At 51.5% G+C, this 21,859-nt stretch carries 22 protein-coding genes; 6 read left to right on the forward strand and 16 right to left on the reverse strand.

The window, feature by feature from the left end; genetic code table 11:
- Window positions 1–147: 147 nt before the first annotated feature.
- Window positions 148–1,371 (reverse strand): hypothetical protein, encoded by a 1,224-nt coding sequence (locus tag DHN43_RS01125; protein WP_108817465.1) that lies wholly within the window; start codon window positions 1,369–1,371, stop codon window positions 148–150.
- Window positions 1,372–1,598: 227 nt separating this feature from the next.
- Window positions 1,599–3,692 carry a molybdopterin-containing oxidoreductase family protein gene (locus DHN43_RS01130; protein ID WP_108817466.1) on the reverse strand — a complete coding sequence of 698 codons (2,094 nt, stop codon included), beginning with the start codon at window positions 3,690–3,692 and terminating at the stop codon, window positions 1,599–1,601.
- A 223-nt stretch (window positions 3,693–3,915) separates the two neighbouring features.
- Between DHN43_RS01130 and DHN43_RS01135 the strand changes: the two genes are divergently transcribed.
- Window positions 3,916–4,533, forward strand: a complete 618-nt coding sequence (locus DHN43_RS01135) for an HAD family hydrolase (RefSeq protein WP_063288465.1) — start codon at window positions 3,916–3,918, stop codon at window positions 4,531–4,533.
- 18 nt (window positions 4,534–4,551) lie between these two features.
- On the opposite strand, the gene DHN43_RS01140 is transcribed toward DHN43_RS01135, so the two are convergent.
- From DHN43_RS01140 to DHN43_RS01175, 8 genes are all read right to left on the reverse strand, one after another.
- On the reverse strand, window positions 4,552–5,115 hold the full coding sequence (locus DHN43_RS01140; RefSeq protein ID WP_057465341.1) for a TetR/AcrR family transcriptional regulator: 564 nt from the start codon (window positions 5,113–5,115) through the stop codon (window positions 4,552–4,554).
- A gap of 223 nt (window positions 5,116–5,338) precedes the next feature.
- The gene (locus DHN43_RS01145) at window positions 5,339–5,881 is read right to left on the reverse strand and encodes a TetR/AcrR family transcriptional regulator (RefSeq protein WP_063288464.1); all 543 of its coding nucleotides are present in this window, start codon (window positions 5,879–5,881) and stop codon (window positions 5,339–5,341) included.
- A gap of 227 nt (window positions 5,882–6,108) precedes the next feature.
- Window positions 6,109–6,762 carry a TetR/AcrR family transcriptional regulator gene (locus DHN43_RS01150; RefSeq protein WP_108817467.1) on the reverse strand — a complete coding sequence of 218 codons (654 nt, stop codon included), beginning with the start codon at window positions 6,760–6,762 and terminating at the stop codon, window positions 6,109–6,111.
- 229 nt (window positions 6,763–6,991) lie between these two features.
- Window positions 6,992–7,585: a TetR/AcrR family transcriptional regulator gene (locus DHN43_RS01155; RefSeq protein WP_244272075.1), complete on the reverse strand. Its 594-nt coding sequence runs from the start codon at window positions 7,583–7,585 to the stop codon at window positions 6,992–6,994.
- A 233-nt stretch (window positions 7,586–7,818) separates the two neighbouring features.
- The gene (locus DHN43_RS01160) at window positions 7,819–8,433 is read right to left on the reverse strand and encodes a TetR/AcrR family transcriptional regulator (protein ID WP_057465344.1); all 615 of its coding nucleotides are present in this window, start codon (window positions 8,431–8,433) and stop codon (window positions 7,819–7,821) included.
- 485 nt (window positions 8,434–8,918) lie between these two features.
- Complete coding sequence (locus tag DHN43_RS01165; protein WP_063291870.1) at window positions 8,919–9,527, reverse strand: TetR/AcrR family transcriptional regulator; 609 nt, start codon at window positions 9,525–9,527, stop codon at window positions 8,919–8,921.
- Between the two features lie 238 nt (window positions 9,528–9,765).
- On the reverse strand, window positions 9,766–10,377 hold the full coding sequence (locus DHN43_RS01170) for a TetR/AcrR family transcriptional regulator (protein WP_208980904.1): 612 nt from the start codon (window positions 10,375–10,377) through the stop codon (window positions 9,766–9,768).
- A gap of 369 nt (window positions 10,378–10,746) precedes the next feature.
- Window positions 10,747–12,732, reverse strand: a complete 1,986-nt coding sequence (locus DHN43_RS01175) for an inositol phosphate phosphatase SopB (RefSeq protein WP_108817468.1) — start codon at window positions 12,730–12,732, stop codon at window positions 10,747–10,749.
- Between the two features lie 162 nt (window positions 12,733–12,894).
- On the opposite strand from DHN43_RS01175, the gene DHN43_RS01180 reads away from it, so the two are divergent.
- Entirely contained in the window at window positions 12,895–13,332 is a 438-nt protein-coding gene (locus DHN43_RS01180; protein ID WP_057465348.1) for a hypothetical protein, read from the forward strand.
- Window positions 13,333–13,436: 104 nt separating this feature from the next.
- On the opposite strand, the gene DHN43_RS01185 is transcribed toward DHN43_RS01180, so the two are convergent.
- Together DHN43_RS01185 and ndk are read right to left on the reverse strand one after the other, a co-directional pair.
- Window positions 13,437–13,910 carry a GlcG/HbpS family heme-binding protein gene (locus DHN43_RS01185; protein WP_057465349.1) on the reverse strand — a complete coding sequence of 158 codons (474 nt, stop codon included), beginning with the start codon at window positions 13,908–13,910 and terminating at the stop codon, window positions 13,437–13,439.
- A 221-nt stretch (window positions 13,911–14,131) separates the two neighbouring features.
- Window positions 14,132–14,554 (reverse strand): nucleoside-diphosphate kinase, encoded by a 423-nt coding sequence (ndk, locus tag DHN43_RS01190; protein ID WP_057465350.1) that lies wholly within the window; start codon window positions 14,552–14,554, stop codon window positions 14,132–14,134.
- A gap of 493 nt (window positions 14,555–15,047) precedes the next feature.
- Between ndk and DHN43_RS01195 the strand changes: the two genes are divergently transcribed.
- The 4 genes from DHN43_RS01195 (at window position 15,048) to DHN43_RS01210 (ending at window position 19,052) form a co-directional block, all read left to right on the forward strand.
- The gene (locus tag DHN43_RS01195; protein WP_057465351.1) at window positions 15,048–15,581 is read left to right on the forward strand and encodes a DinB family protein; all 534 of its coding nucleotides are present in this window, start codon (window positions 15,048–15,050) and stop codon (window positions 15,579–15,581) included.
- Between the two features lie 106 nt (window positions 15,582–15,687).
- Window positions 15,688–16,125 (forward strand): DUF1801 domain-containing protein, encoded by a 438-nt coding sequence (locus DHN43_RS01200; protein ID WP_108817469.1) that lies wholly within the window; start codon window positions 15,688–15,690, stop codon window positions 16,123–16,125.
- A 110-nt stretch (window positions 16,126–16,235) separates the two neighbouring features.
- Window positions 16,236–17,060, forward strand: coding sequence for a hypothetical protein (locus DHN43_RS01205; protein ID WP_108817470.1), 825 nt, complete (start codon window positions 16,236–16,238; stop codon window positions 17,058–17,060).
- A 105-nt stretch (window positions 17,061–17,165) separates the two neighbouring features.
- Entirely contained in the window at window positions 17,166–19,052 is a 1,887-nt protein-coding gene (locus tag DHN43_RS01210) for an ABC-F family ATP-binding cassette domain-containing protein (protein WP_108817970.1), read from the forward strand.
- Between the two features lie 79 nt (window positions 19,053–19,131).
- Here DHN43_RS01210 and DHN43_RS01215 read toward each other — a convergent pair whose 3' ends face one another.
- The 4 genes from DHN43_RS01215 to DHN43_RS01230 form a co-directional block, all read right to left on the reverse strand.
- On the reverse strand, window positions 19,132–19,584 hold the full coding sequence (locus tag DHN43_RS01215) for a hypothetical protein (protein WP_108817471.1): 453 nt from the start codon (window positions 19,582–19,584) through the stop codon (window positions 19,132–19,134).
- A gap of 110 nt (window positions 19,585–19,694) precedes the next feature.
- On the reverse strand, window positions 19,695–20,249 hold the full coding sequence (locus DHN43_RS01220; protein ID WP_108817472.1) for an AAA family ATPase: 555 nt from the start codon (window positions 20,247–20,249) through the stop codon (window positions 19,695–19,697).
- 75 nt (window positions 20,250–20,324) lie between these two features.
- Window positions 20,325–21,017 (reverse strand): class I SAM-dependent methyltransferase, encoded by a 693-nt coding sequence (locus DHN43_RS01225; RefSeq protein ID WP_108817473.1) that lies wholly within the window; start codon window positions 21,015–21,017, stop codon window positions 20,325–20,327.
- Window positions 21,014–21,463: a DNA polymerase III subunit chi gene (locus DHN43_RS01230; protein ID WP_063288455.1), complete on the reverse strand. Its 450-nt coding sequence runs from the start codon at window positions 21,461–21,463 to the stop codon at window positions 21,014–21,016. The genes DHN43_RS01225 and DHN43_RS01230 overlap by 4 nt, the downstream gene beginning before the upstream one ends.
- Window positions 21,464–21,859: the final 396 nt, after the last annotated feature.

The following is a 21,859-nucleotide window of genomic DNA, read 5'->3' on the forward strand; positions in this document are numbered from 1 at the left end:
GCTCTTTTAAAGAGACACAAAAAGGCCGTAGGCGCTCCCGCCTCCGGCCTTTTTTCGTTTGCGTTACTATGTGCGTTCGTTTGCGCGATTTGCGTTTTTTCTGCGTTGAAAGCGGAGTTGGCCCTACGCTACCACCTGTGAGCCTTGTCAGATCCGAAGTTCACCCTTTTGCAGCACCAAGTCATCCAGTTTCACGAACTGAGATTGCGTCGCAGTGCTCCGCTCAGTCTGGGCCTCAGGCTGTTCGATACCGTCTTCATCAGGTGCGATCTGCATATCAGCATAGGTGACAGTTGGTTCCACTGGCGGTGTCACCTGCTGGGATACGTGAGCGACCGGCCTGTTGAACTGAGCGAAATATGACTCAAACGTTTTGAACTCGCCTGATGTCTGCAGTTGAGCCATATAGCCATCGATGTAGGCTTCCTTCCCTTCCATGAAATCATTTAGTTGATCCAGGCTTTGGAAGTTGGTTCCCAAATTACCATTCGTGATTTCAAGAGTACGCCGCGCGGAGTAGCTTTCGGTGTTCTCACCCAAGTTCTGAGCTTCCACGTTCTGGTAGACAGTCCCTGTGTTCAACTGCGCATATGTTGGCGCCACTGTCGTCTTTGGCTCCAGATGATCGTATGGGTGTTGTGGCCGCGGGGTATCGTACTGATGCGGTTGTGGGCGCGGAGTATCGTATAGAGGTTGTGGTGGCTGGCGTGGAACATCGTAAAGAGGCGATTGCTGCACTCCAGAGCCCTCAGCGCTTCGGGTGCTGCTTGCATACCCCAATATTCGACTCTGGGCACTGGAGACTGCAGCGTCCATGGCTTTCAAGCTACGGATATCGACTTTGGCGGCATCCCCCAGTGTGCGATGAGATCCGTCGTGCTCGTTGAACTCAGTCCTGTCAAAAACGCTCGCTTGTATGCCGGCCATCATCGCTTTCAGGTCAACGAGACGCTCGGTCCCGGATGAGGCGTGCTTTATTGTGTCTGCAATCGTCTGCTCTGCAAGTTCCAGAAAAGGAGCCCAGTTTTCTTTCGCTTGTTCCGGAGCACTTTGGGTTCGTCCCAGGAGGTTCCCGATGTTTTTTGTCGCGTCGGAGAGAGATTGCTTCACATTGGCAAGGCGGCCATGCGACAACGCACTTGCTGCAGATTTAAGATTATCCCCCAAACCACGCTTGTGCTGCGGCGTGTCAACTACAACGGAGTAAATCCGTTCCCCTGTCTGCGGATTGCCTTGTTTACTGCCAATAGAAACGATCAAGTCGTCAGTATTTAGATTTAACGAGGTCGCATGCTCGACACGAGCCTGACTTACCAGATTTTCAACAGCACCGTGAAAATTACTAGAGTTACCAATAGTTAATCCGCTCATTGCACACCCTTTATTATTATGAATTTGACGCAGAGTTATCAAATTCAATCAGAACTCGCTAAGTGGAACTACTTTACGATTCCTGGCGAAGTTAAGAGTGTCGCTTAGTACTATGAGGGCTCTTTTTTGTTCACATATGCGTTCAATTTTTGTGAACCGAGGAAAATATCACACGTGCATATTGAAGGAGCGAGATCACCGCTCCCAATATGTCGAGGATATCTGCCTTACGCTTTGCGCACCGCGACGTGGATGTCGTGAAAGGCAGCGCCGCCGAAGGGAGCGGTCTGGTCGGCGCTGGTGAGGGTGTTGATGCCGTTGCCACCTTCGTGTGCAGCATTGGGCCAGATGCCTTCTGCGATCAGCGTGCCCTTTTGAGGACGATCCCCCACGGAGGCGTGCAGGATGACTTCGCCGCGATGATTGGAGAGGATGACCTTGTCGCCCTCCTCCACGCCCAGCGCGGCTGCGTCTTCCGCGTGCAGCATGACTGTTGGGCGGCCTTCCTTCTTCACGGAGCTTGGGGTCTCGTTGAACGTAGAGTTCAGGAACGAGCGTGAGGGAGATGTGGCGAGGCGGAACGGATAGTCCCTGGTCGGCGCTTCGTTGATGTCCCAATGATCCGGCAAGGCTGGCATTTGTTGCCATGGGCCCATTGGACCGTTGTTTGGTGCAGGCACCTTTGCCCAGTCCGGCTTGAAGCGGAACTTGCCGTCCTCATAGCCAAAGCCATTTATGTAGTGGGCCTCATCGAAGTCTGGCTGACAGTCGAGCCAACGGTTTTCTTCCAGCTCGCTCAAGCCGCCCGGATATTTGGAGTTTTTGAGCATCCAGTCGATGTGCTCGCGGGAGGTCATCTTGTGCGCTTCGTGGTCTTCCCCTCCGAGGCGTTCAATCAGTTCGTTCAGCACATAGAGGTTCGGTTTGGCTTCGCCCGGGGCATCGACCAGTTTTGGACCAAACAGAAGATTCTGGTGTCCGCCGCCTTTGTAGATGTCGTCATGTTCCAGAAACTGGGTTGCTGGCAGGACGATATCAGCCATGAGGGCAGTTTCAGTCATGAACTGCTCGTGGACCACGGTGAACAGGTCTTCGCGGGCAAAGCCTTCTTTCACGAGGGTCTGCTCAGGAGCTACAGACACCGGATTGGTGTTCTGGATCAGCATGGCGGTGACTGGTGGGCCATCCATGAGCGCTTCGCTGTCGCCTGTAAGAACCCGGCCTACCTGAGACATGTCGAGTTTGCGGATGGAGCTGTCGTGGAGCGAGTGGGCTTCGACCATGGCCATGTTGAGACCGTAGATGGCGCCGTTGTTATGAAATGCGCCGCCACCCTCATATTGGTAGTGGCCACCAACAACCGCAATGCAGCTGGCGGCGTGCATGGAGACCACGCCGTTGCGCTGGCGGGTGAAGCCGTAGCCAAGGCGGAAATAGGTTTTCTTTGTTTCGCCAACCAGTTTTGCGAGTTCTTCGATTTGCTCTGCGGAAAGACCTGTGATCTCGCTGGCCCACTCAGGGCTGCGGGTCTTCAGGTGCTCTTCCAGTTCGGCAGGTGCGTCGGCGTATTTTTCCATGTAAGCGCGGTCGGCATAGCCATCGCGGAACAAAACATGCATGACAGCGCAAGCGAGTGCGGCGTCGGAACCCGGCTTCAGGACAAGGCCGATGTCTGCCTGTTTCATTGTCTCGGTCTTATAGACATCGATGACAACGATCTTGGCTTTACGGGTCTTGCGGGCCTTGATGGCGTGGGTCATGACGTTGACCTGCGTCGCCACCGGATTGGTGCCCCAGATCACCACAGCGTCGGCAAGCGCCATTTCGCGCGGGTCCGGCCCAGCGAGCTTGCCGGTGCCAGCGATGTAGCCAGTCCACGCCATGTTGGTGCAGAAGGTCTGGTACATGCCGGAATAACTTTTGGCGTTGCGCAGGCGGTTGATGCTGTCGCGCTGTACAAGACCCATGGTGCCGGCGAAGAAGTATGGCCAGACGGTTTGCGGGCCGTGTTTCTTCTCAGCCTCCAGGAATTTCCGGGAGACTTCCTGTAGTGCCTCTTCCCAGCTGATCTCTTCGAACTGGCCGGAGCCTTTCGGCCCTGTGCGGCGCAAAGGTTTGGTCAGGCGGTCAGGATGATGCAAGCGCTCAGAATAGCGGGCAACCTTGGCGCAGATGACGCCAGCGGTATAGTCGTTGTCACGGGTGCCATGAATACGGCCTACACGCCCATCTGCATGTACTTCGACCTCGATTGCGCAGGTGGACGGGCAATCGTGTGGACATGCGGAGGCAAACCTTTGTGGTTTTTCGGGCTTAGACATGCGTGGCGTACTCAATAAAACTGGTGTTCTAGACTTGTTCTCGTTGCACAGACAGATCGCGGGTAACACTCAAATTGTCAAGAAAGCGCAGGCAAAAAATTCTTGAATTGACGATTTCTTGAGGTCCTGCGCGGTCTTTGCGGTGTTCCTATATTTCCTAATGCTTGCAAGAGGTGCCTGTTCTGGTCTTTCATAGGGAATGGTTTGAAGCTTGAGGCAGTCCATGTTGCAGGATATCGACGTAATTGCGTGGGATTTTGACGGGGTTCTCAATCGTAACATTATCAATGACCGCTTTATCTGGGTGCAGCAGTTTGAAGAGGATCTCGGCATCTCATGGCACACCTTTGCTCAGGAGATGTTTACGGATGACTTTAACGAGGTTCTGGTTGGGCATGAGGATCTCAGAGACCTTCTCTCCCGTTGGGCGGATAAGACCGGCTATCCCGGCGACCTTGATCATTTCCTGCTGTACTGGTTTGAAAAGGACGCCCACCCGGACTTTGATCTGCTGGCCTTAATGCGCAAGCTTACCAAGACCCATGTCCGCCAGGTGATTGCGACCAACAACGGGGCGCGGCGTACGCGCTATATCGAAGAGCAGATGGGTTACAAGGATCGTGTGGAGACGGTGTTTGCCTCCGGGCGTATGGGGGTGGCCAAGCCCAGCGCCGAGTTTTTCATACATGTTACCAAGGCCCTTAAGGTTCCCGCCAACCGGATGCTTTTGATTGATGACCGGGAAGAGAACATTATGTCCGCGTTGGATATGGGATGGCGGGCGCTGCATTTTACTCCCAACACCCGCGAGCAGATCATCAAGGTGCTGGGGTCGTTTTAGTGCGTGTGGGTGGGTCTCTTACTTCCTCACCGCTTCCCATGCCATCTTCACCAGAAACTGCCTGTCTTTATCACAGACAACCCGCTCTGTGCTTAACAGCGTGTAGGCCGGGCCTACGATGAGTGCGGAGGCAACGGACCACGGGATGGGTTTCACAGCTCCCAGCACTTGCCAGGTGGCATAGAGCGCCTCTCCCTGCAAATGAACGTTCTCCATCTGTTGCTTGATGGTTTCGAACTCATCTTCCGTCTGGGCTTTGACCTTCAGCTCCTCAAAGAGGCGAAACAGATCAGGATTGGCACTGCCCCACCGCAGCAAGCCATTGACGGAGGCTTTGATGGTGTCTTCAGCGCTAGCGGTTTGAGGCGTGTTGCGTGTCTCTCTGGTCCAACCGGCAACAGCCTGATCCCATAGCGCTACGGCGATATCCGGTTTTCCCTTGAAGAAGTGATAGATGCTGCCGGTCGTCGCGCCGCTTTTGTTGCGGATTTGTGCAATCGAGGTGCTTGTGTAGCCCTGTTTTAAAAACAGCTCCAGCGCAGCATCCAGTATGGATTGATATCTGTTGTTTTCATTGGCCACTAGAACACCATTCCAACCCTGACGAGAGTACCGCTCTATCTCAAGTTAGAACGCCATTCTAATATATGAGCGCAGTGTCAGGTCTGCAAAGAAGAACCGTGGCAGTGCAAAGAGACCTTTAAAAGCAATGGAAGGATTTGAACCTGATGCGTCGTGTTTTTGAGTTTACAGGTCTTGCGTGTCTTCACCTGAGAAGCAGTCATCATGCTGCGGAGAAACGCCTTCAGAAATTGATGCCTTTTTTCAAATGGTTGGCCAGAACTTCCAGGCTTAGATTTGCCATTTTGTAAAGGTCTTCATGGGACATGCCGTGCTGTACCATGATGGAAAGGCCCTCAAAGATCGTTGCGTAGAACTTGGCCAGTGATGTGGCTTCGTCATCGGTTTGAAGCTCGCCTTTGCACTGGGTGAATTTGTAGATGAAGTGCTCCATGCCTTCGAGCTTCATCTTGCGCAGCTCCTCCGACAATTCCGGGTCCAGCTCTGCAATGTCCATGAGGGTATGGAACCGCATGGCAGTGCCAGCATCATATTGCTCTCGGGAGAGTTCAATAAACTCGTAAAGCACAGCTTCAACTGCCGGGTACAGTTCTGAGTGGAGCGCGAGCACAGACCGGAGCTGGCGATAGAATTTGGAGAAGTACCAGTGCATGGCAGCTGCACAAAACTGCTCTTTGGTGGCAAAATGCTTCTCGATAAAGTCTCTTGAGCTTCCGCTTGCAACAGCAAGGTCTTCCAATGTGGAATGCTGGAACCCTTGCAGCATAAAAACCTTCACGCAGGAATCTAAGGCGGTTTCGAGTTCAGGTGACAATTCACCATCGCGTATGGGATCTAATGAGGACATGGCGCCAGTATACGTTTTGGTTGGGGGGCAGCAATCTCGTTTTCCCGCTATGGGAAATGAGTACAGAAGAGGTCTCTCCCGTCTTGGTGGATTTCTTTCATCTTCTGTAAAGAGCTAAGGCAATGGGCGGTGAGAAGGCAGAGGCCTCACTTTGATTTCTTCTTGGAGCCCTTCTTTTTCTTGGGCTGGCCGGTCTTCATATGCGCTTCCAGAACGCCGAGGCTCACAACTGCAACCTTGTACATCAGATCACACGGGGTTCCGTATTTGATCAGCTCATAAAGGCCTTCAATCACTGTCAGGAAGTAGTGTGCCAACACCTCGATGTCAGCATCGTCCTTGAGCTCCAGCTGGCATTGCTTGAACTTGTCGAGAACCTGATGTTCCCAATCATCCTGCAGTTCTTCGAAGGAGTTTTTGACGAACTCATCAACATTGGAGATGTCTATAAACGTGCGGACAAACAGGCCTTTGTTGGCATGGACCTGATCGCAGCTGATTTCGATGAAGGCAAACAGCACCGCTTCCATGGCCGAATAGATATCCTGGTGCATGGCCATTTCTGCGCGCATGTGGCGGCTGTACTTGATGTAGTACCAGCGCATAGCTGCAGCTGCGAGTTCCTGCTTAGATGTGAAGTGTTCCTTCACGCAGTCTCCCGAGCATCCAGCTGCTTCACCAATATCATCCAGAGTGCAGGTTTCGTAGCCCTTAAGGAGAAAGACTTTGACGCACTGGTCGAAGAGCCTTTCCGCTTCAGGAGTTACGTTTCCGCCTTCTATCTTATCGCACGGTCTCATAGCCGCGAGTATATGGTGTCGGAGGGTCTCCTCAACGCTGTTTTGGTCACATGGGAAACAACATTGCAAAGACATAGGGCTTACTGCGCCTATAACTTTCACCATCTGTAAAGGATTAGAAACGATCGCGATTGGGTTATCTTTTGAAGTGCCCTGACACGCCTCAAAATTCATTATGTTCACCCTATGTTCCAAGTCTCATATCGACAGAGAACATAAAGATAACCTTTTAATTGATGCGGTAGGAATCCAGAACTTTCATGCTCATATCAACCACGCGATAGAGCTGTTCTTTTTTGGCGCCATCCTTACATTGACTGGCCAGTCCCTGCAGGGTTGCGGCATAAAAGCGGGCGAGCGTTTCGATATCAGTGCCGGTCTTGAGGCTTTCTTTGCAATCGGTGAGTTTTCGCGTAATCGCGCCCACCATGGTGTTGCGCAGATCGGTGATCTCTCTGGTCAGAATACTGTCCTGGGTGGAGATCTCCAGTAAGCCAGATGACAGAAGGCATCCGTCTGACTCTGTTTTATCGCAGAGCACATCGACACATTCGTAAAGGGCGACACGAATGGCATCACAGCAGTTGGAATGCATGGCAAAGCCAGAAAGCAGCCTGCGGCCATAGTTTTGCAGGTACCACCTTGTGGCTGCTGCATAGAGTTCTTCCTTATTGGAAAATGCCCCTTCTACAAATTCATGAGGAACGCCCATGGCGTCCACGACATCATCTAGGGAAGTGGCATCATAGCCGCGCTTCCAAAACATTTTGACCGAGGCTTCCAACATGGCCTCTATGTCCGGAGATATTGTTTCCACGTGCATTTCATCCTTTATAGGCATAAGTACATATTACGCGGCCATGGATAAAGAACAACTGATTATTAATGCTAGGAAAATTACGATTAAGGCCTGATAGACAAGATCCGGACAAATTGAGTATTTCGCCTTTTCGCAGCCTCATTTCGTGCCGGATTTGAGCGTTTTATTTCACAAAAAAGCGGACTGACACTGAGGGCTGCCAGTCCGCTTGTTCTGATCGTTTTTGCTCACATGCATTAGTGTATGACAGGCTGGTTCTCCAATCTTTCAAGGCTGGCATCAGCGAGATTATACAGGTCGGTGCGATCTACCCCATCACAAGCCTGCTTAATGAGGATCGCCATGACTTCGGTATAGAACTCTGCAAGCTCATTAGGTCTAAAACCCGAGGTGAAGCGCTGTTTGCAGTTCTCCAGTTTTTGATAGATGCGTCCGTGGACCTGCTCTTTGAGGTGCGCCATTTCTTTGGCGATGACGCCGTCGGTATCAGAAATCTCCATAAGCTCAACAGAGAGCAAACTGCCATGTGGGCAGTCATCTTCGCAAAACAGTTCAATGCATTCGTAAAGGGCAATACGGATGGCTTCGACAGGGTTGGAATGCATGGCAAAGCCGGAAAGGATCTGATGTTCGTATCTGGTCAGATACCATTTGACCACATTCGAGAACAGATTGGCCGTGTCATGAAAGGTCTTGGATAAACGCTCTGTTGGAACGCCCGTCGCTGTACTGATTTGCCCAAGCGACGTTGCTTCCACCCCAAAATTTGAGAACTCGTGGATGGAGGCTTCGAAGGTTTTTGTCAAACTGATCGGGGTCGGTCGGTTCGTCTTAACGGTCTCGATTTGCATCGAAAATCTCCCGTATCTTTATTGAACGAGCATTCAATCTTAGGCCCATTTACGTATGCAGCAACTTACCCTCAGGCGAACGAAATCTATCCTTAACAAAGAGGAGCGGTTTGCCTCAGCTTTAGTGAAAAATGATGTAACCAACTGTTGTGGTGTTATATTATTACGATTTATTTTATCGATTCTTTGTTCTGCTAAAGGAGTATGACCTAACGTCTGCTGTCTTCGATTGTGGCAAGATTTCGATGGTTTGTCGCAGCGAAATAGAAGCCTGTTACAAAGTCAATCAGGGCAATTGAGTGTCCAGATTAAAGCGGCAGGCTGAGACGAGCCATGATTGCCTGCTCCAAAGCTTCAGTTCAAAAAGCCTTTTGAAAAAATACAACTCTAGGAGGGCAAAAGTTGACAGGCACCCTCACCTAAAAAAAGAGCCTGACAGATGTTCATTTCTGTCAGGCTCTTCGGTCGAAATGTGCTGGGCGTACTCATTTTCGGTAGGCTTCCAGCAGCTCCAGGCTTAAATCTGCCACGCGGTAGAGCTCATCGCTTGGGATGCCGTCTGCTGCCTGACTGGCGAGGCCTCTGAGCGTTGTGATGTAGAAGCGCGCCAGCACAGGTATGTCTGCTGTGTCCTTCAAGTGGGTCTTGTTGCTGTTCAGCTTCATCAAGATGGTGGCGTAGACCTTACGGCGCAGAGACAGCAGCTCCGAGATCAGGATCCGGTCACTGTTGTTGACGGCAGCCAGAGCGTAGGACAACAGCTTGGCGTGCTCACACTGCTTGTTGCAGAACAGTCCGATGCATTCGTAGAGCGCACCGCGCAGGGCTTCCGTGGGATTGGAGTGAAGCGCAAACTCTGACAGGAGCTGTCTTCCGTACTGATCCAGGTACCACATCACTGCAGTGCGATAGAGATGTTCTTTACTCTCAAAGTTCTCATTGAGGAAATGATAGGAAACACCTGACTGGCGGCACACATCATCAATGGACGTGCGGTGCACACCGAGGCGCCAGAATACTTTGAGGGATGCTTTGAGTGCTTCCTGCATTGACTGTGGGAACGTCTCGGTGAAGTTAATGGTATCACTATCCATCGTCAGCCTCCCTTGGTGTTGGGCAATCCATACCAAAAGCATAGGTGACAGGAGGCTTGGAACAACAAACTCAAGAGTGCATGGGAAATACCCTTAACAGTATCATTCACGATACTCTGATATATTATGTAAATGACATTCTTTAGTTTGCGTAATATTGCAAAATAAAAAAGGCGTGATTACGTAATTTTATTAGCAACTCACGCCTAATAACGCAATTTTTGCGCCATTTCCTTTATCAGAAACGACGAGATGCCTGTAGTACGCTCAAACTGTGTTCTGCGATTTTATGCAGTTCTGTCGGGCAGTTAACGTCTCTTGCCTGAACAGCCATGCCTTGAATTGTGGCGCCAAAGAAGCTGGCAAGGGCCGGAAGGTCAGTTCCTTCGACAAACTGGGTTTCACAGGCTTTAAACTTATCTGCGATGATCTTGATGGTTTGCTGTCGCAAATCAGCCAATTTACGTGCCAATGCGCCTTGAGCATTAGAACTTTCGACCAATCCGGTAGCGATCATACAACCAGAAGGATGGTCTCCACCGACGAAAACCTCCACACATTCATAAAGAACGGTCCGGATTGCTTCATAAACACAGGAATGCAGAGCAAGGCCAGACAGCATTTGCCGGCCATAGCTTGCCGAATACCTGTCGATTGCAGCCAGGTACAGTTCCTCCTTGGAGGAATACGCTGCATACAGACTTGGTGGTGTAATACCCATGGCAGTGACTAGCTCATTTATCGAAGTCGCCTCATAGCCCTGTTGCCAGAACAGGACACTTGCGATCTCCAGTATTTTTTCTTTATCCAACCGACGGGGTCGACCGCGGGGGGCTTTTTCCATTTCCATAGCGATCACTATATATATTGATTGAAATTTTAATCAATCATAGTTTTACCAAGGGTCTTCCTTGGGTTTTGGGCATTATATCACCTCCTTCACCCACACATTACTGATGCATATCAAACTGTTATGCAAAAACCCATAGCCGATTTCGCCGCGTTTTGGCGCCTGTCTCTCCGGCTAAGGTATAATGACAGATTGTCGCAGCCCCTTGTGATTTGCTGGGGTGTTCCCCAATACCCCAGTGATAACGAGGTCCAGTGTTCAGCTTCCACTTTCACGTATGGGATCAGGAAGTCTCTTCCTTTGCTCCACAAAAAAGAGCGGCACTGAGGCCGCTCTTGATGTTGCTTTTGCTTTGAGGGGTAGTGTTGGTTACGCCTTAACGGCAGCAGACAAGCCCAACAGACTTTTGGAATCGAGCACGTTGTCCAGGTTGGCCTGAACTTTAAACATTCCGCCTTCACCAACCTTATAGCCAGCCACACCGGTGCAGGCTTTTTGCACGGTCTTACCGCCCATCACCTCAGAGGACAGGCTCATCAGAGCGTTTTGCGCTTCTGTGCGCTGTCCGTAAATCTGTGGCACAATCGACTTATCATTTTGCGGACGACCTGCATTCAGGCTTTCCACTTCCATGAGACGCGCTTTGACGGCTGCATCCAGATAGCCTGTACGATCCTTGCCGGACATGCAGTTGATTGCAGGAACGGCTCCGGTTTCATTGGCAATCAGGTTGACCAGAACGGCAACACCATACGCATTGCCTGCGGAACGGCGCTGCTTGCCATCATTGACCGCCTCATGCAGCTGGGTGCTGTAACTGTCAAGACGGGCAACTTTACCTGGATCGTTGGCCCCTATTGCATCGGCTTTAGCCTGCTCCACCATTTCGTCCAGTTTACCAATGAGCGGTTCGTTGTGGTTGTCAGCCCATTTCCAGCCGGTGAGACGATCCCCCAGATGTTTGCCGATGGAGCCAGAGAACAATCCCAGTTTCGCAAAGCCGTTGACGCCCATGCTGAACGGCAGCACTTCGACCTCTACATTGACTTCAGTTATGCCTTCTCCCGGCAAGTCTACCGTGATGGTTTGCTCGCCCTGTGCGCGGCCCCATGCTTCCTGCTGACCAGTCTCGTAGGTCTTTGCCTTGGATGCTGCGGTCAGCAGTGAGGTTGAAACAATTTTCAGCGGGAAAGGCTCTCCCGGGTGATCTGTGCGCCATGCTACAATGTCAGCTGCTTTGGTGGATGCTGCTGCTGTTACCACTTCCTGGGTTCGGGTGTCTGCGCCCTTTGTGGCCAGCTCAGCATCATGTTTGACGCCGAACGGGAAGTTCACGCCATGACGGACCGCTGCGTAGGAGGTGGTTTCGCCTTTCAGCTCGCTGACCCACAGGTTTACCGCGTGATCTGTTTCAGAGGTTGCCGTTGAGCTGATGCCGTGTTTCTCATCGGCCTGATAGCCCCCTGCCAAAACTTCCAGTTTTGCTGCTGGGGTGGTGGTGGCTGTGAAGGAGCGCTCTGTCAGTGCAGCATCGCCAGAGGCACCCAGTTCTCTTTGCGTTGCCACATCCAGCTTGACGGTTTCAGTCGTGGTCTGCCAGTTGGCCTCAGTCTTGTTCAATGACTGGGTTATGTGAGCGGACATGTGCTGCTGAAACTCTTTCTTCAGCGTTTTAATATCACTCTTGGATAGTGTTGCCCCTTCAGTAGACGCTGCCAGTTTGTAAGCTGAGATGACTTCCTTCTGGATGTCTTTGTTCAGTGCTTTGGAAGCCTTTGCGATACCTTTGATATCATCAGGATTTTCTGCAATCTTTGCATCCAACCGATCAAACGCTTCGTTGATGCCTCCGTTTGCTTTGATCTCGAAGACGAACCTGTCGCCACGCACCTCGGCTCCCAGCAGTTGTTCAACTGTGTGCTTTGCAGCTGGTCTTACATGGGTTTCAGCGCGCTCCTTGATGTTTTCGACGGATGTCGCAAGGCTCTTGTTGTTTTCGGTAAACTGAGCCGTTTTTGTGTTCACCAACTGCTTGGTGGCACCCGCTGCAGCCGGAGCGGTTTCCGCTTGGGATGCACGTGAACTGCCCGTGAAGAACGCCTTGATGCGGGTGAGGACGCTCTGGGTCTCTCTGCCCTCTGCCGGCGTGTTTACACGTGCTGCCAAGCTGTGATGGGAAGAGCCTGAGATTTTTTCTCTGACATATGCAACAATTTTAAACAGGCCGCCATCCTGGCTCCGCACTTCAGTCGATTTTACGGCTGTGTTTTCAGCGGCATTGGTGTTTGCCTGATTTACAGATGTAGTTTCAATAGGTTGGACAGTTGTCGATGCCGCGACCGTCGGAATTCCCATGCCTAGTTCCCTTAGTTTTGTCTTTTAGCGGCGCTTTGAGCGCGTTCTTGAGACAAAGCATATGGAAAGCTGAGAGGCGTGATGTGCCCTTTGGCACGCCTGTGGGTTGATTGTCTCTGTTAGACAGAGTTCAAATCAAACATCCCGTTTAAAGGAGCACCCGTGTCGAACTTTCAAACAGCCGCTAATGAATTCCTTGAAAGCATTGATTTAAGCCCGATGCTGGAGGATGACCTCGACGGCGAACTCGTGCTTGAAATTAATCAGAATTTCTCTCTGGTATTCGGCTTTGATCAGACCACAGAAACATGCGTGCTCCGCATTCTCTTCAATGACTTGCCAACTGATACCCGTGTTCTCACGGAACTGCTGCAAAACAGCAATACGCTGGATGTGGCGGGTTACAATCTGACCTTTGGCCTTGAGGTTGCTCATTCCTCAGCCTATGGCGAAATCCGCATTCCAGACAGCGACATTGACGTGACGCATCTGAAGCAGGTCTTCCCGGTCTTCCTTCAGGTTTCTGAGTGGTATGCAGAAGTGAAAGCCGGTGCGGCTCCTGAGTTGTCAGGCCAGGACCACCCGCAAATGTGGATGTAACTCCTGAGGCTGGCCTCGTGCCTTTGAGACAGAGATAGCGCAAAAACAAAGCCAGCTCCGCACAAACGGAACTGGCTTTGCTAAATTCACTCGGTTTGCTGAGATCAGCGCATGGCTTCTACAGCTGCCTTTGCGCAGGCTGCGTCATTTTCCATGGAGCTGCCCGCAACACCGATACCGCCCACCAGAGCACTTTCACCCACAATGATTGGCAGGCCGCCTGCAATGCCAAGAATACCCGGGAACTGTTTGAAGACCGGTGCCTTCTCCAGAACCTCGTTCACCTGCTCTGTTGGCATGCCCCAGGACAAAGATGTGTTTGCCTTGAGCGTTGCGCCTTTGTAGCTGGCAGGCAGAGCCTCATCCATGCGTGCAGACGCCACAACATCCTCTCCCCGATCCAGAATAACGATGGACATGTTCCAACCGTTTTCCTTTGCCAGAGCCACACAGGCGCTTACGCCTTTGCCTGCAGCATCAAGACTCAAATAAGGACGAGTATGGTCCTGAGCGGTTGCCGCGCTTGCCACCAGTGCCAGAGATGCCCCTAAAAGAAGCGATTTTGCATTAATATTCATGAATTTATCTCGCGTTCCGTTTTCCCACGTGCGCGCGGACTTAATTTTAAAATTGTGTCCGAAGCAAGGGTGCCCAGCGCAAACCTGAGTTTATCCAGTAACTTTTATGAACTGCCTGACGATGCGATGGAATTTTTAACAAGAAAAGACCCGCCTGACGCAATCAAGCATCAAGCAGGCCTTTTTTGAATTCAGCAGACAGCTGAAATCGATGAGCTAGATTAGCCTACGACTTCGGTGCCGGAGAACCAGTAAGCGATTTCTTCAGCAGCTGTTTCAGGAGCGTCAGAACCGTGTACGGAGTTTTCGCCGATGGACAGAGCGAATTCCTTACGGATGGTGCCTTCAGCAGCATCTGCAGGGTTGGTAGCGCCCATGACTTCACGGTTTTTCGCGATTGCGTTTTCGCCTTCCAGAACCTGAACGATGGTTGGAGCGGAAGACATGAATTCTGTCAGTTCACCAAAGAATGGACGCTCTTTGTGTACTGCATAGAAACCTTCTGCTTCACGCAGGGACATCCAAACGCGCTTGGATGCAACAACGCGGAGGCCAGCTTCTTCGAGCTTAGCGGTGATAGCACCGGTCAGGTTGCGTTTGGTTGCGTCCGGCTTGATCATGGAAAACGTGCGTTCAATCGCCATCGTTATTACCTGCAGTTTGTCACGAGCTTCCGAAGGGCAGCTCTCATTAAAAATCTTTTTCCTGTAGCGCCTTAACAAAGCGCCACAAAGGTTCGCGCGAGATATACTTAAACTCTCCCTTAAAAAGCAAGAGGGTATATCCGTATTCCCACGTTGTCCTGCGTGAAAACTGCAGAAAACAGGCGATTATGACTCATTGATGACGGTTGCAATGCTGTTATCAGCCCTGCTCCGAGGCACCCCTCCCGCCTCTTCCTTATGAGCCCCTTTGATTTTAAGGGGAGGTTTTCCCAAGGAGGCAATGTCGCGAATGCAGGCTTTTGGCGAAAAGGGTTGAGGTTCCAACAGGTTCTGGCGCAGCATAGATAACTACGTCTTTCGGGTTGCGACTACACGTCTCCCCCTACGGCTGGTTTTGTTTGAGATGGGTCAATTTATAGAGGTTCAAAGGCGTGCATTGTTCTTGCAACAGACATAGCAAGAGGACACCCCTATGAAAGCAGCATTTGTAATGTATGCCTCCTATAACAAGTGGGCTAACGATCTATTGCTTCAGGAATGCGACCAGATCACTGCGGAAGAGTACCACCGTGATCTTGGCGTTTATTTCAATTCCATTCATGGCACCATGGATCACCAGTATGTGGCAGATAAGGTCTGGCTCTATCGCTTTACCGGCCAGGGCGACCCGATTGATAGCCTTGACGAACAGTTGACCGGCGACCTTGCAACCTTGCAGGAAAAGCGCCGTCTGCTGGACGATCGTATCTGCTCGGTGATTGATCAGATGCAGGAGAAAGACTTCCTGCGCACCATGATCTATCGCACTGTGCGCAAGCCACTGGTGATGCAGCAGCCCCTTGGCGCTGCGCTGTTCCACTTCTTCAACCACCAGACCCACCACCGCGGACAGGTGCATGCCATGCTGACCCAGCTGGGCCGAACGCCTGCGGCGCTGGACATGATCTACTTCCAGCGTGAGACCGGTCAATGGATGGCAAAAGAAGAAGACATGATTACCGCCTGACGAAAGGCAGCTGATTTCGCCTGATAATCGGGCGTGTGCTCTTGTTTCTCCCTGAAGAGGTCAATTATGATCTGGCATTGATCATGATCTTTTCAGGGATGCATTTATGGAGCGTGTTACAAAGCCCGGCAAACAGTCCGCTCAGGCGCCCTTGCCTGATGACGTTGCGGCGGTGTTTGCCGCTTACCCTAAGGACAAACGCGTCCGCCTGCTGGACCTGCGCTCGCTTATCCTGGACTGCGCCCAGCGCTTATATGGCCCCTCCTCGTTGACAGAGACCCTGAAGTGGGGTGAGCCTTCCTATCGCCCTTTGCCAAAACATGGCGGCACCACGGTGCGCCTTCACTGGAAACCAAAGTTCGGCGATCAGCTCGGCCTGTTCGTGCACTGCCAGACAACGCTCATCGCCGACATGCGCGCCCTTTATGGCGATGTGCTCTCATTTGAGGGAAACCGGTGTTTGTGGGTGCCTTCCGATGGCGATTATCCGCGTGATCCAGTCGAGCACTTTGTGGCGGAGGCGTTCAGGTATGGGAAGAGGTAGGAGTTGCTCTCTCCAAGCCTAAAAGAAAGCACTTCTTTCATTGATTGAAGTAAAGAAAATACATTAAATTAGAAAGCTAAATCTGATTTAATTCTAATGGGTTAGGTATTTTGAAGATCAATTTTTCGTCTTTTGACTGGTGGCATATTTTTTTGCTGTTTTTTTTCGCGGTATTTGCGCTCACCTTCATTACTTTTTCGGCTTACGGAGCCCTGTCGGTATTCGGAGTGCTAAGAGGTGCTACCATCGACATCTCACCATCAGAAGACTTTCTAGTGGCGGCACTAGGCGTTGCTGCAACTGTTATTGTTGCGATAATTACTCTGCTCTCAGTTTTGGCAATAAAACAACAAACCACCACAGCCCAAGAGCAAGCCGAGTACGAACGTCACAGACGAGCGGAAATGTATCGTGCTCGCCTGCCTTTTGATCTTGTAGACCTCAGTAAGTTTATTGACCTTCTCGCATCTCATTACGACCGATTAGTCAACGAAATAAACCGTAGAGAAGAAGCAAGCGAACCCGAAATCTCAATTAAAGAAATTAATAAAATTGGCTTCAGAGACCTTAAAGATCCACGTCGTTACATGGATTCACTTTGTGGTTATCTGGAGTATGGCGATCAGCAAATTGCAACGTCGATCATCTCAGTAATGCATGAATTGCAAACAACATATTCCAGCGCATCGTTCAATGAAGAGCGCGACTTAGTATTTGATGCAGAGAGCTATCGATCTGAATTGATCAACTTAGCCAAACTCAAATCTGAAATATTGGATATTCTCATGCAAATGAGGAAAGTCGGCACAGAAGAAATACTTGATATCTTTCAGCCGTCTTTTGAGCGAACCATACGTTCATGGGCATTCAATTCGACTGTAAGTCCCGAGCAAGTTCGATACTGCTTGGATTATTTTTCGAGAAATTACGCCTGATCAAATTTAATCTTGCTTCCTGAAACCACGCCAGTATCAGAAAAACTTAAAAATTGGATTGGTTCCCCCTTGCACAACAAGAGGTTTGCGGGCAAACAGCGTGGCATGCTTCAGGTTTCTAATCTTACATATCGCATTGCCGGGCGTCTTTTGATCGACAATGCCTCCGTTACTATTCCAAGTGGTGCGAAAACCGGTCTTGTCGGGCGCAACGGCGTTGGCAAGTCTACGCTGTTCAAGCTGCTGTGCGGTGAGCTGTCCGTTGAGAGCGGCAGTGTGCACATGCCGCAAAAGGCGCGCGTGGGTCAGGTGGCTCAGGAAGCGCCGGGCACGCAGGAAACGCTTTTGGAAGTGGTTCTGGCGGCTGATACGGAACGCACCGCTCTTTTGGCTGAGGCCGAAACAGCTGAAGATGCACACCGTATTGCGGAGATCCATACGCGACTTGTCGATATTGAGAGCCACAGCGCTGAAGCGCGGGCCTCTGCGATCCTGAGCGGACTGGGCTTTTCTTACGACGAGCAGCAACAGCCGTGTGCCAACTTCTCCGGTGGTTGGCGTATGCGTGTTGCGCTTGCGGCCCTGTTGTTTTCCAAGCCAGACCTGATGCTGCTTGACGAGCCGACCAACTACCTCGACCTTGAAGGTACGATGTGGCTGGAGAACTTCATTGCGCGTTATCCGTATCAGGTTGTTCTGATCAGCCATGATCGCGACCTTTTGAACAATGCGGTCGACAGCATCGTGCATATGGATGGTGGCAAGCTCACCTTCTATCGCGGTGGTTATGACAGTTTTGACCGTCAGCGCCGTGAAACCATTTTGCTGCAGAAGAAGGCGGCTGATAAGCAGGAAAAGGCACGCAAGCATATTCAAAGCTTCGTTGACCGTTTCCGCGCGAAGGCTACCAAAGCGAAGCAGGCGCAGTCTCGCATCAAGATGCTTGAGAAGATGCAGCCAATTTCCGTGCTGGATGAAGGTTCAGGACTGGAGCTGCACATTCCGCAGCCTGAGGCCAAGCTTTCTCCGCCGATCATCAAGCTGGAACAGGCTTCTGTTGGCTATGATGACACGGTGATCCTGAAGAACCTGACGCTGAACATTGACCATGACGACCGCATTGCTCTTCTTGGTGCCAATGGTAACGGTAAATCGACCTTCGCCAAGCTGATTGCCGGGCGTCTTGGGTTGATGTCTGGTGATATGACTAAGGCCACCAAGCTGAGCACTGCGTTTTTTGCGCAGCATCAGCTGGATGACCTGATGCCCGAAAGCAACCCGATTGAGCATGTGCGTCCGCTGATGCCGGGTGCACTGGAATCCAAAATCCGCGCTCGTGTGGATCGGTTTGGTTTGCCGACAGACCGGATGCTGACCCCTGCCAAGGATCTTTCCGGTGGTGAGAAAGCCCGGTTGCTGCTGGGCCTTGCCACGTTCCATGGACCGAACCTTGTCATTCTTGATGAGCCGACCAACCACCTTGATATCGACAGCCGCGAAGCCCTTGTGCATGCGATCAACGATTATGACGGTGCGGTCATTCTCATCAGCCATGACAGGCATCTGGTAGAGGCCTGTGCAGACCGGTTGTGGCTGGTTGCCGATGGTGGTGTAAGAAACTTCGACGGCGACATGGCGGAGTACCGCAAGCTGATCTTAAAGGGCGACGGTGGCTCCAAGTCCAAGGTCGCGGTTGAGGAGGACAGCGAGAAAGCGAATGCACAGGCACGCCGTAAGGAAGCTGCTGAACGCCGTGCCAAAACCGCACCGCTGAAGAAGAACATTGAAGCTGCGGAAAAAGAGATCTCCAAGTACCAGAAGTACATCAAAAAGCTTGATGCCCTGCTGGCTGATCCACGCATCTACACCGAGGCTCCGGACAAGGCAAAACAACACGCCATCCGCCGTGCTGCCTATGTGAAGGTGCTGGCAGAGACCGAAGAGAACTGGCTGAAGATGTCCGCTGAGCTGGAAGAGCTGACAGGCGGCTAGGCTTATCGCTTTCGAGAGAATGTTATGAACCCGGGACTGGAAACAGTGCCGGGTTTTTTATTGCTACGTGTAGAGCGCCTTATGCATCCCTGTCAGACATACCTATGTCAGTAGCTTCCCCCAACGGGAAGGACCGGCGTAGCCCAAATTTCATGGCAAAGGCCAGGATCAAAGCAGTAAAGGCTAACATGAGCGTTGCGAAGAGAGCGTCACTTGGCTGGTTGGTGCAGACACTTCCCTTGCAATGCATTGCGACCAGAGATGGCTCGCGCCTGTCGCCCTGCAACTTAAGCAGTTTTAAGTATGTGCGCTCGCTGAAGATATGGCTTTTGTCACGCTCGTTCATCACCACGATCGCTTTGCCCGCAACCTCTAGACTGAGCTTTGCAAATTCAACAGTGTGCTCTTGAGCAACTTGCTTGTAGGAACTTGAATATCTGAGCACAGGCCACCAAGCCTGCATAGGGACGAAAGTGTGCAAGAGAATTGGCAAACACACCAACAGCCCAAGCTTCACCAGCGGTTGCGTCATCAGGCCTCTTCCAATTCAATAAGTTAGTTATCACAATAGGTTAACTGAGTTTTCTAATATACAGATTCACCGGCTTCACAAACTGATTCAAGTGACCGGTTCACACCATGTTAGACCTCAGAAACCAGTTTTGACAGGGCTTTTACTCGGTCGTACTTGGAGCCTCTCAGCTCCACCGTTTCGGGCAGGACATCCAGCAATCCGAGCGTGTCATCGCGGAGGATTTGCTTCAGACGGGTGTCGGTTTGTTTCCGCAGTTTGGGGTATTCGATGGTGGTGGTGATCTCATCAGGTGAAATGAGCGGGAGGAAGATGATCAGGTCCAGAGTGCTGAAGGCTTGTTCGATCTGCCTCAGGAGCTGACCTGACGGCTCCCATTCATCGCCGTCTTGTTCACTCAGCACTTCCAGATAAGCCATGAAATCCAGCGGACAGCGATCGAAGATTATGTTTTGCTCTGCACCGGAGGTGAGGATCGTTTTCAGGCTATGGCTCAGCTGCTCTGTGAAGCTTGCGATGGAGGGCTCATCTGAGAGTGCAATGCCCTGCTCTGCCAGGTCCCAATAAGGTTCCTGCGTGGCTTCATAGGTCAGGTGTTGATCGACAAAGTCTTCTATGAGTGTTGTTTTGCCGCTGCCGTGGGTTCCGGTGATTGCGATCCTCATGCTGTCCCCTGAAGATAAAACGCCCCTCTCCGTGCTCGAAGTGAGGCGCATGATGTTCTCTATTGGCGCTCGGCTCTAAGCACTGCGCTTCAGCTCCAGCCAGATGTGGGGGATGTTGCGGCCATCGTCTTTGTGTTGGACGAATGTTGTTCTTGAAGCCTCTTTAAAACCGTCACCGTAATACGCTGCAATCTCTTCATCCGTCAGTGGCCATGGCGGGCCAGAGCGGTCGCCGGTGCCATCATAGTACCGCCCGAGGATGATCAGCGAGCCGCCGGGGGCGACGAGGCTTTTGAGAGGTTTGACCACATCACCGCGCATTTCAATGCCGATGGCCTGCAGAGTAAAGCATTCGTAGACCAGATCGAATTTGCCAACCCAATCTGCTGGCGGGTTGAACAGGTCTGCACAACGGAACTCGATTTCACCGGATGGGAAGCGCTTTTGCGCCCACTCTATTGCTGTGGGCGCCACGTCGAAGGCCGAGGTTTTCCAACCAGCCTCATGCAAAGCATTGGCGTTATCGCCCAGCCCGCAGCCCACATCCAGCGCGGTGCGCCCCTCACCCTTGTTGTGTTTCAGCCATTCCACTAATGGCGCTTTTGGCTTCAGCTCGGCCCACGGGATCTCGTTGGTGTCGCCATCGGCAGTGGTGTAGACTTGCTCAAACCAGCTTTTGCGGTTTTCCCAGCCACCACCATTTGCACCTTCCAACGTATCCAGACGCGCGCGTAGTTGTTTGCGATGGTCTATGTCGTCAGTGGTCATGCTTTCCGGTCCCATCCGCCATTGTCGGTCTGCGCCCAGTATGTGAGTTCGTGGTCGCCGTTTTTGACCTCAAGCCAACGCTGTCGGGCTTCTTGCAAGGCATCCTGATCGTTGCCGTCGAACATATAAACAACGCGCTTGTACTGCGCCGGATCTGGTAGCGGTGCGCGGTCCACCAGAAAGCGGACGATTGCCTCATTGGGGTTGTCGTTTTCCGTTGTCAGGTAGATGGGCTGAAATTCCGGATGGCCTTCCTTTTTGGTGCCGTGAGGCAGGAAACCATCGTCAGAATAGGTCCAGAGGTAAGAATCAATGGCATCACACCGTGCTTCCGTTCCAAACTGGATGGTGACAACCCATTCTCTCTCCAAGCACTTTTCAAGGAGAGTGGGCAAGGCCCGTTCCAGCGGAAATTTAGAGAGCTGGTAGAACAGCACTTCACTCATATTCTGGTTTCCCGTTTATCCGGCAGGCTTTTTGCGTCCTGCAGCCCAATACGCCGTGCGACGCATGCTGCATCAGGCTGCGCATGGAATATGTAAAGCCCAAATCACTGTGTTTCTCAATTGACCACATTTTATCCTAAAAATTGTCGTGAATGATCCCAATTACATCGGGATATTCATAGGAATCGTTGATAAACCCAACCCAGACGCTTTAAAGGGCTAGACTTGACCGCATTCCTGGGGAATTTCGGTGTGGTGTTAAGCTTAGCGAAACCGACGCCAAATTATGGAGAGTGAAATGCTCTCATCTCTGTGGTGTTGTGGGACCGCAGGCATTGTATATTTAGGAAACGACCAAATGGCAGCGCGTATTGTATTGTTCTTTGCTCTTGTATC

It is taken from the genome of Pseudovibrio sp. Alg231-02 (genome assembly GCF_900143565.1).
Lineage (GTDB): Bacteria > Pseudomonadota > Alphaproteobacteria > Rhizobiales > Stappiaceae > Pseudovibrio.

Bases quoted from the DNA above. Each gene is read 5' to 3' on its own strand.
- DHN43_RS01195 (WP_057465351.1), top strand. From the start codon at position 15,048: ATGAAAGCAGCATTTGTAATGTATGCCTCCTATAACAAGTGGGCTAAC.
- DHN43_RS01135 (WP_063288465.1), top strand. From the start codon at position 3,916: ATGTTGCAGGATATCGACGTAATTGCGTGGGATTTTGACGGGGTTCTC.
- DHN43_RS01145 (WP_063288464.1), bottom strand. From the start codon at position 5,881: ATGCTGCAAGGGTTCCAGCATTCCACATTGGAAGACCTTGCTGTTGCA.
- DHN43_RS01130 (WP_108817466.1), bottom strand. From the start codon at position 3,692: ATGTCTAAGCCCGAAAAACCACAAAGGTTTGCCTCCGCATGTCCACAC.
- DHN43_RS01225 (WP_108817473.1), bottom strand. From the start codon at position 21,017: ATGACCACTGACGACATAGACCATCGCAAACAACTACGCGCGCGTCTG.
- DHN43_RS01215 (WP_108817471.1), bottom strand. From the start codon at position 19,584: ATGACGCAACCGCTGGTGAAGCTTGGGCTGTTGGTGTGTTTGCCAATT.
- DHN43_RS01175 (WP_108817468.1), bottom strand. From the start codon at position 12,732: ATGGGAATTCCGACGGTCGCGGCATCGACAACTGTCCAACCTATTGAA.
- DHN43_RS01185 (WP_057465349.1), bottom strand. From the start codon at position 13,910: ATGAATATTAATGCAAAATCGCTTCTTTTAGGGGCATCTCTGGCACTG.
- DHN43_RS01160 (WP_057465344.1), bottom strand. From the start codon at position 8,433: ATGCAAATCGAGACCGTTAAGACGAACCGACCGACCCCGATCAGTTTG.
- ndk (WP_057465350.1), bottom strand. From the start codon at position 14,554: ATGGCGATTGAACGCACGTTTTCCATGATCAAGCCGGACGCAACCAAA.
- DHN43_RS01200 (WP_108817469.1), top strand. From the start codon at position 15,688: ATGGAGCGTGTTACAAAGCCCGGCAAACAGTCCGCTCAGGCGCCCTTG.
- DHN43_RS01125 (WP_108817465.1), bottom strand. From the start codon at position 1,371: ATGAGCGGATTAACTATTGGTAACTCTAGTAATTTTCACGGTGCTGTT.
- DHN43_RS01165 (WP_063291870.1), bottom strand. From the start codon at position 9,527: ATGGATAGTGATACCATTAACTTCACCGAGACGTTCCCACAGTCAATG.
- DHN43_RS01155 (WP_244272075.1), bottom strand. From the start codon at position 7,585: ATGCACGTGGAAACAATATCTCCGGACATAGAGGCCATGTTGGAAGCC.
- DHN43_RS01210 (WP_108817970.1), top strand. From the start codon at position 17,166: ATGCTTCAGGTTTCTAATCTTACATATCGCATTGCCGGGCGTCTTTTG.
- DHN43_RS01220 (WP_108817472.1), bottom strand. From the start codon at position 20,249: ATGAGGATCGCAATCACCGGAACCCACGGCAGCGGCAAAACAACACTC.
- DHN43_RS01150 (WP_108817467.1), bottom strand. From the start codon at position 6,762: ATGAGACCGTGCGATAAGATAGAAGGCGGAAACGTAACTCCTGAAGCG.
- DHN43_RS01170 (WP_208980904.1), bottom strand. From the start codon at position 10,377: ATGGAAATGGAAAAAGCCCCCCGCGGTCGACCCCGTCGGTTGGATAAA.
- DHN43_RS01230 (WP_063288455.1), bottom strand. From the start codon at position 21,463: ATGAGTGAAGTGCTGTTCTACCAGCTCTCTAAATTTCCGCTGGAACGG.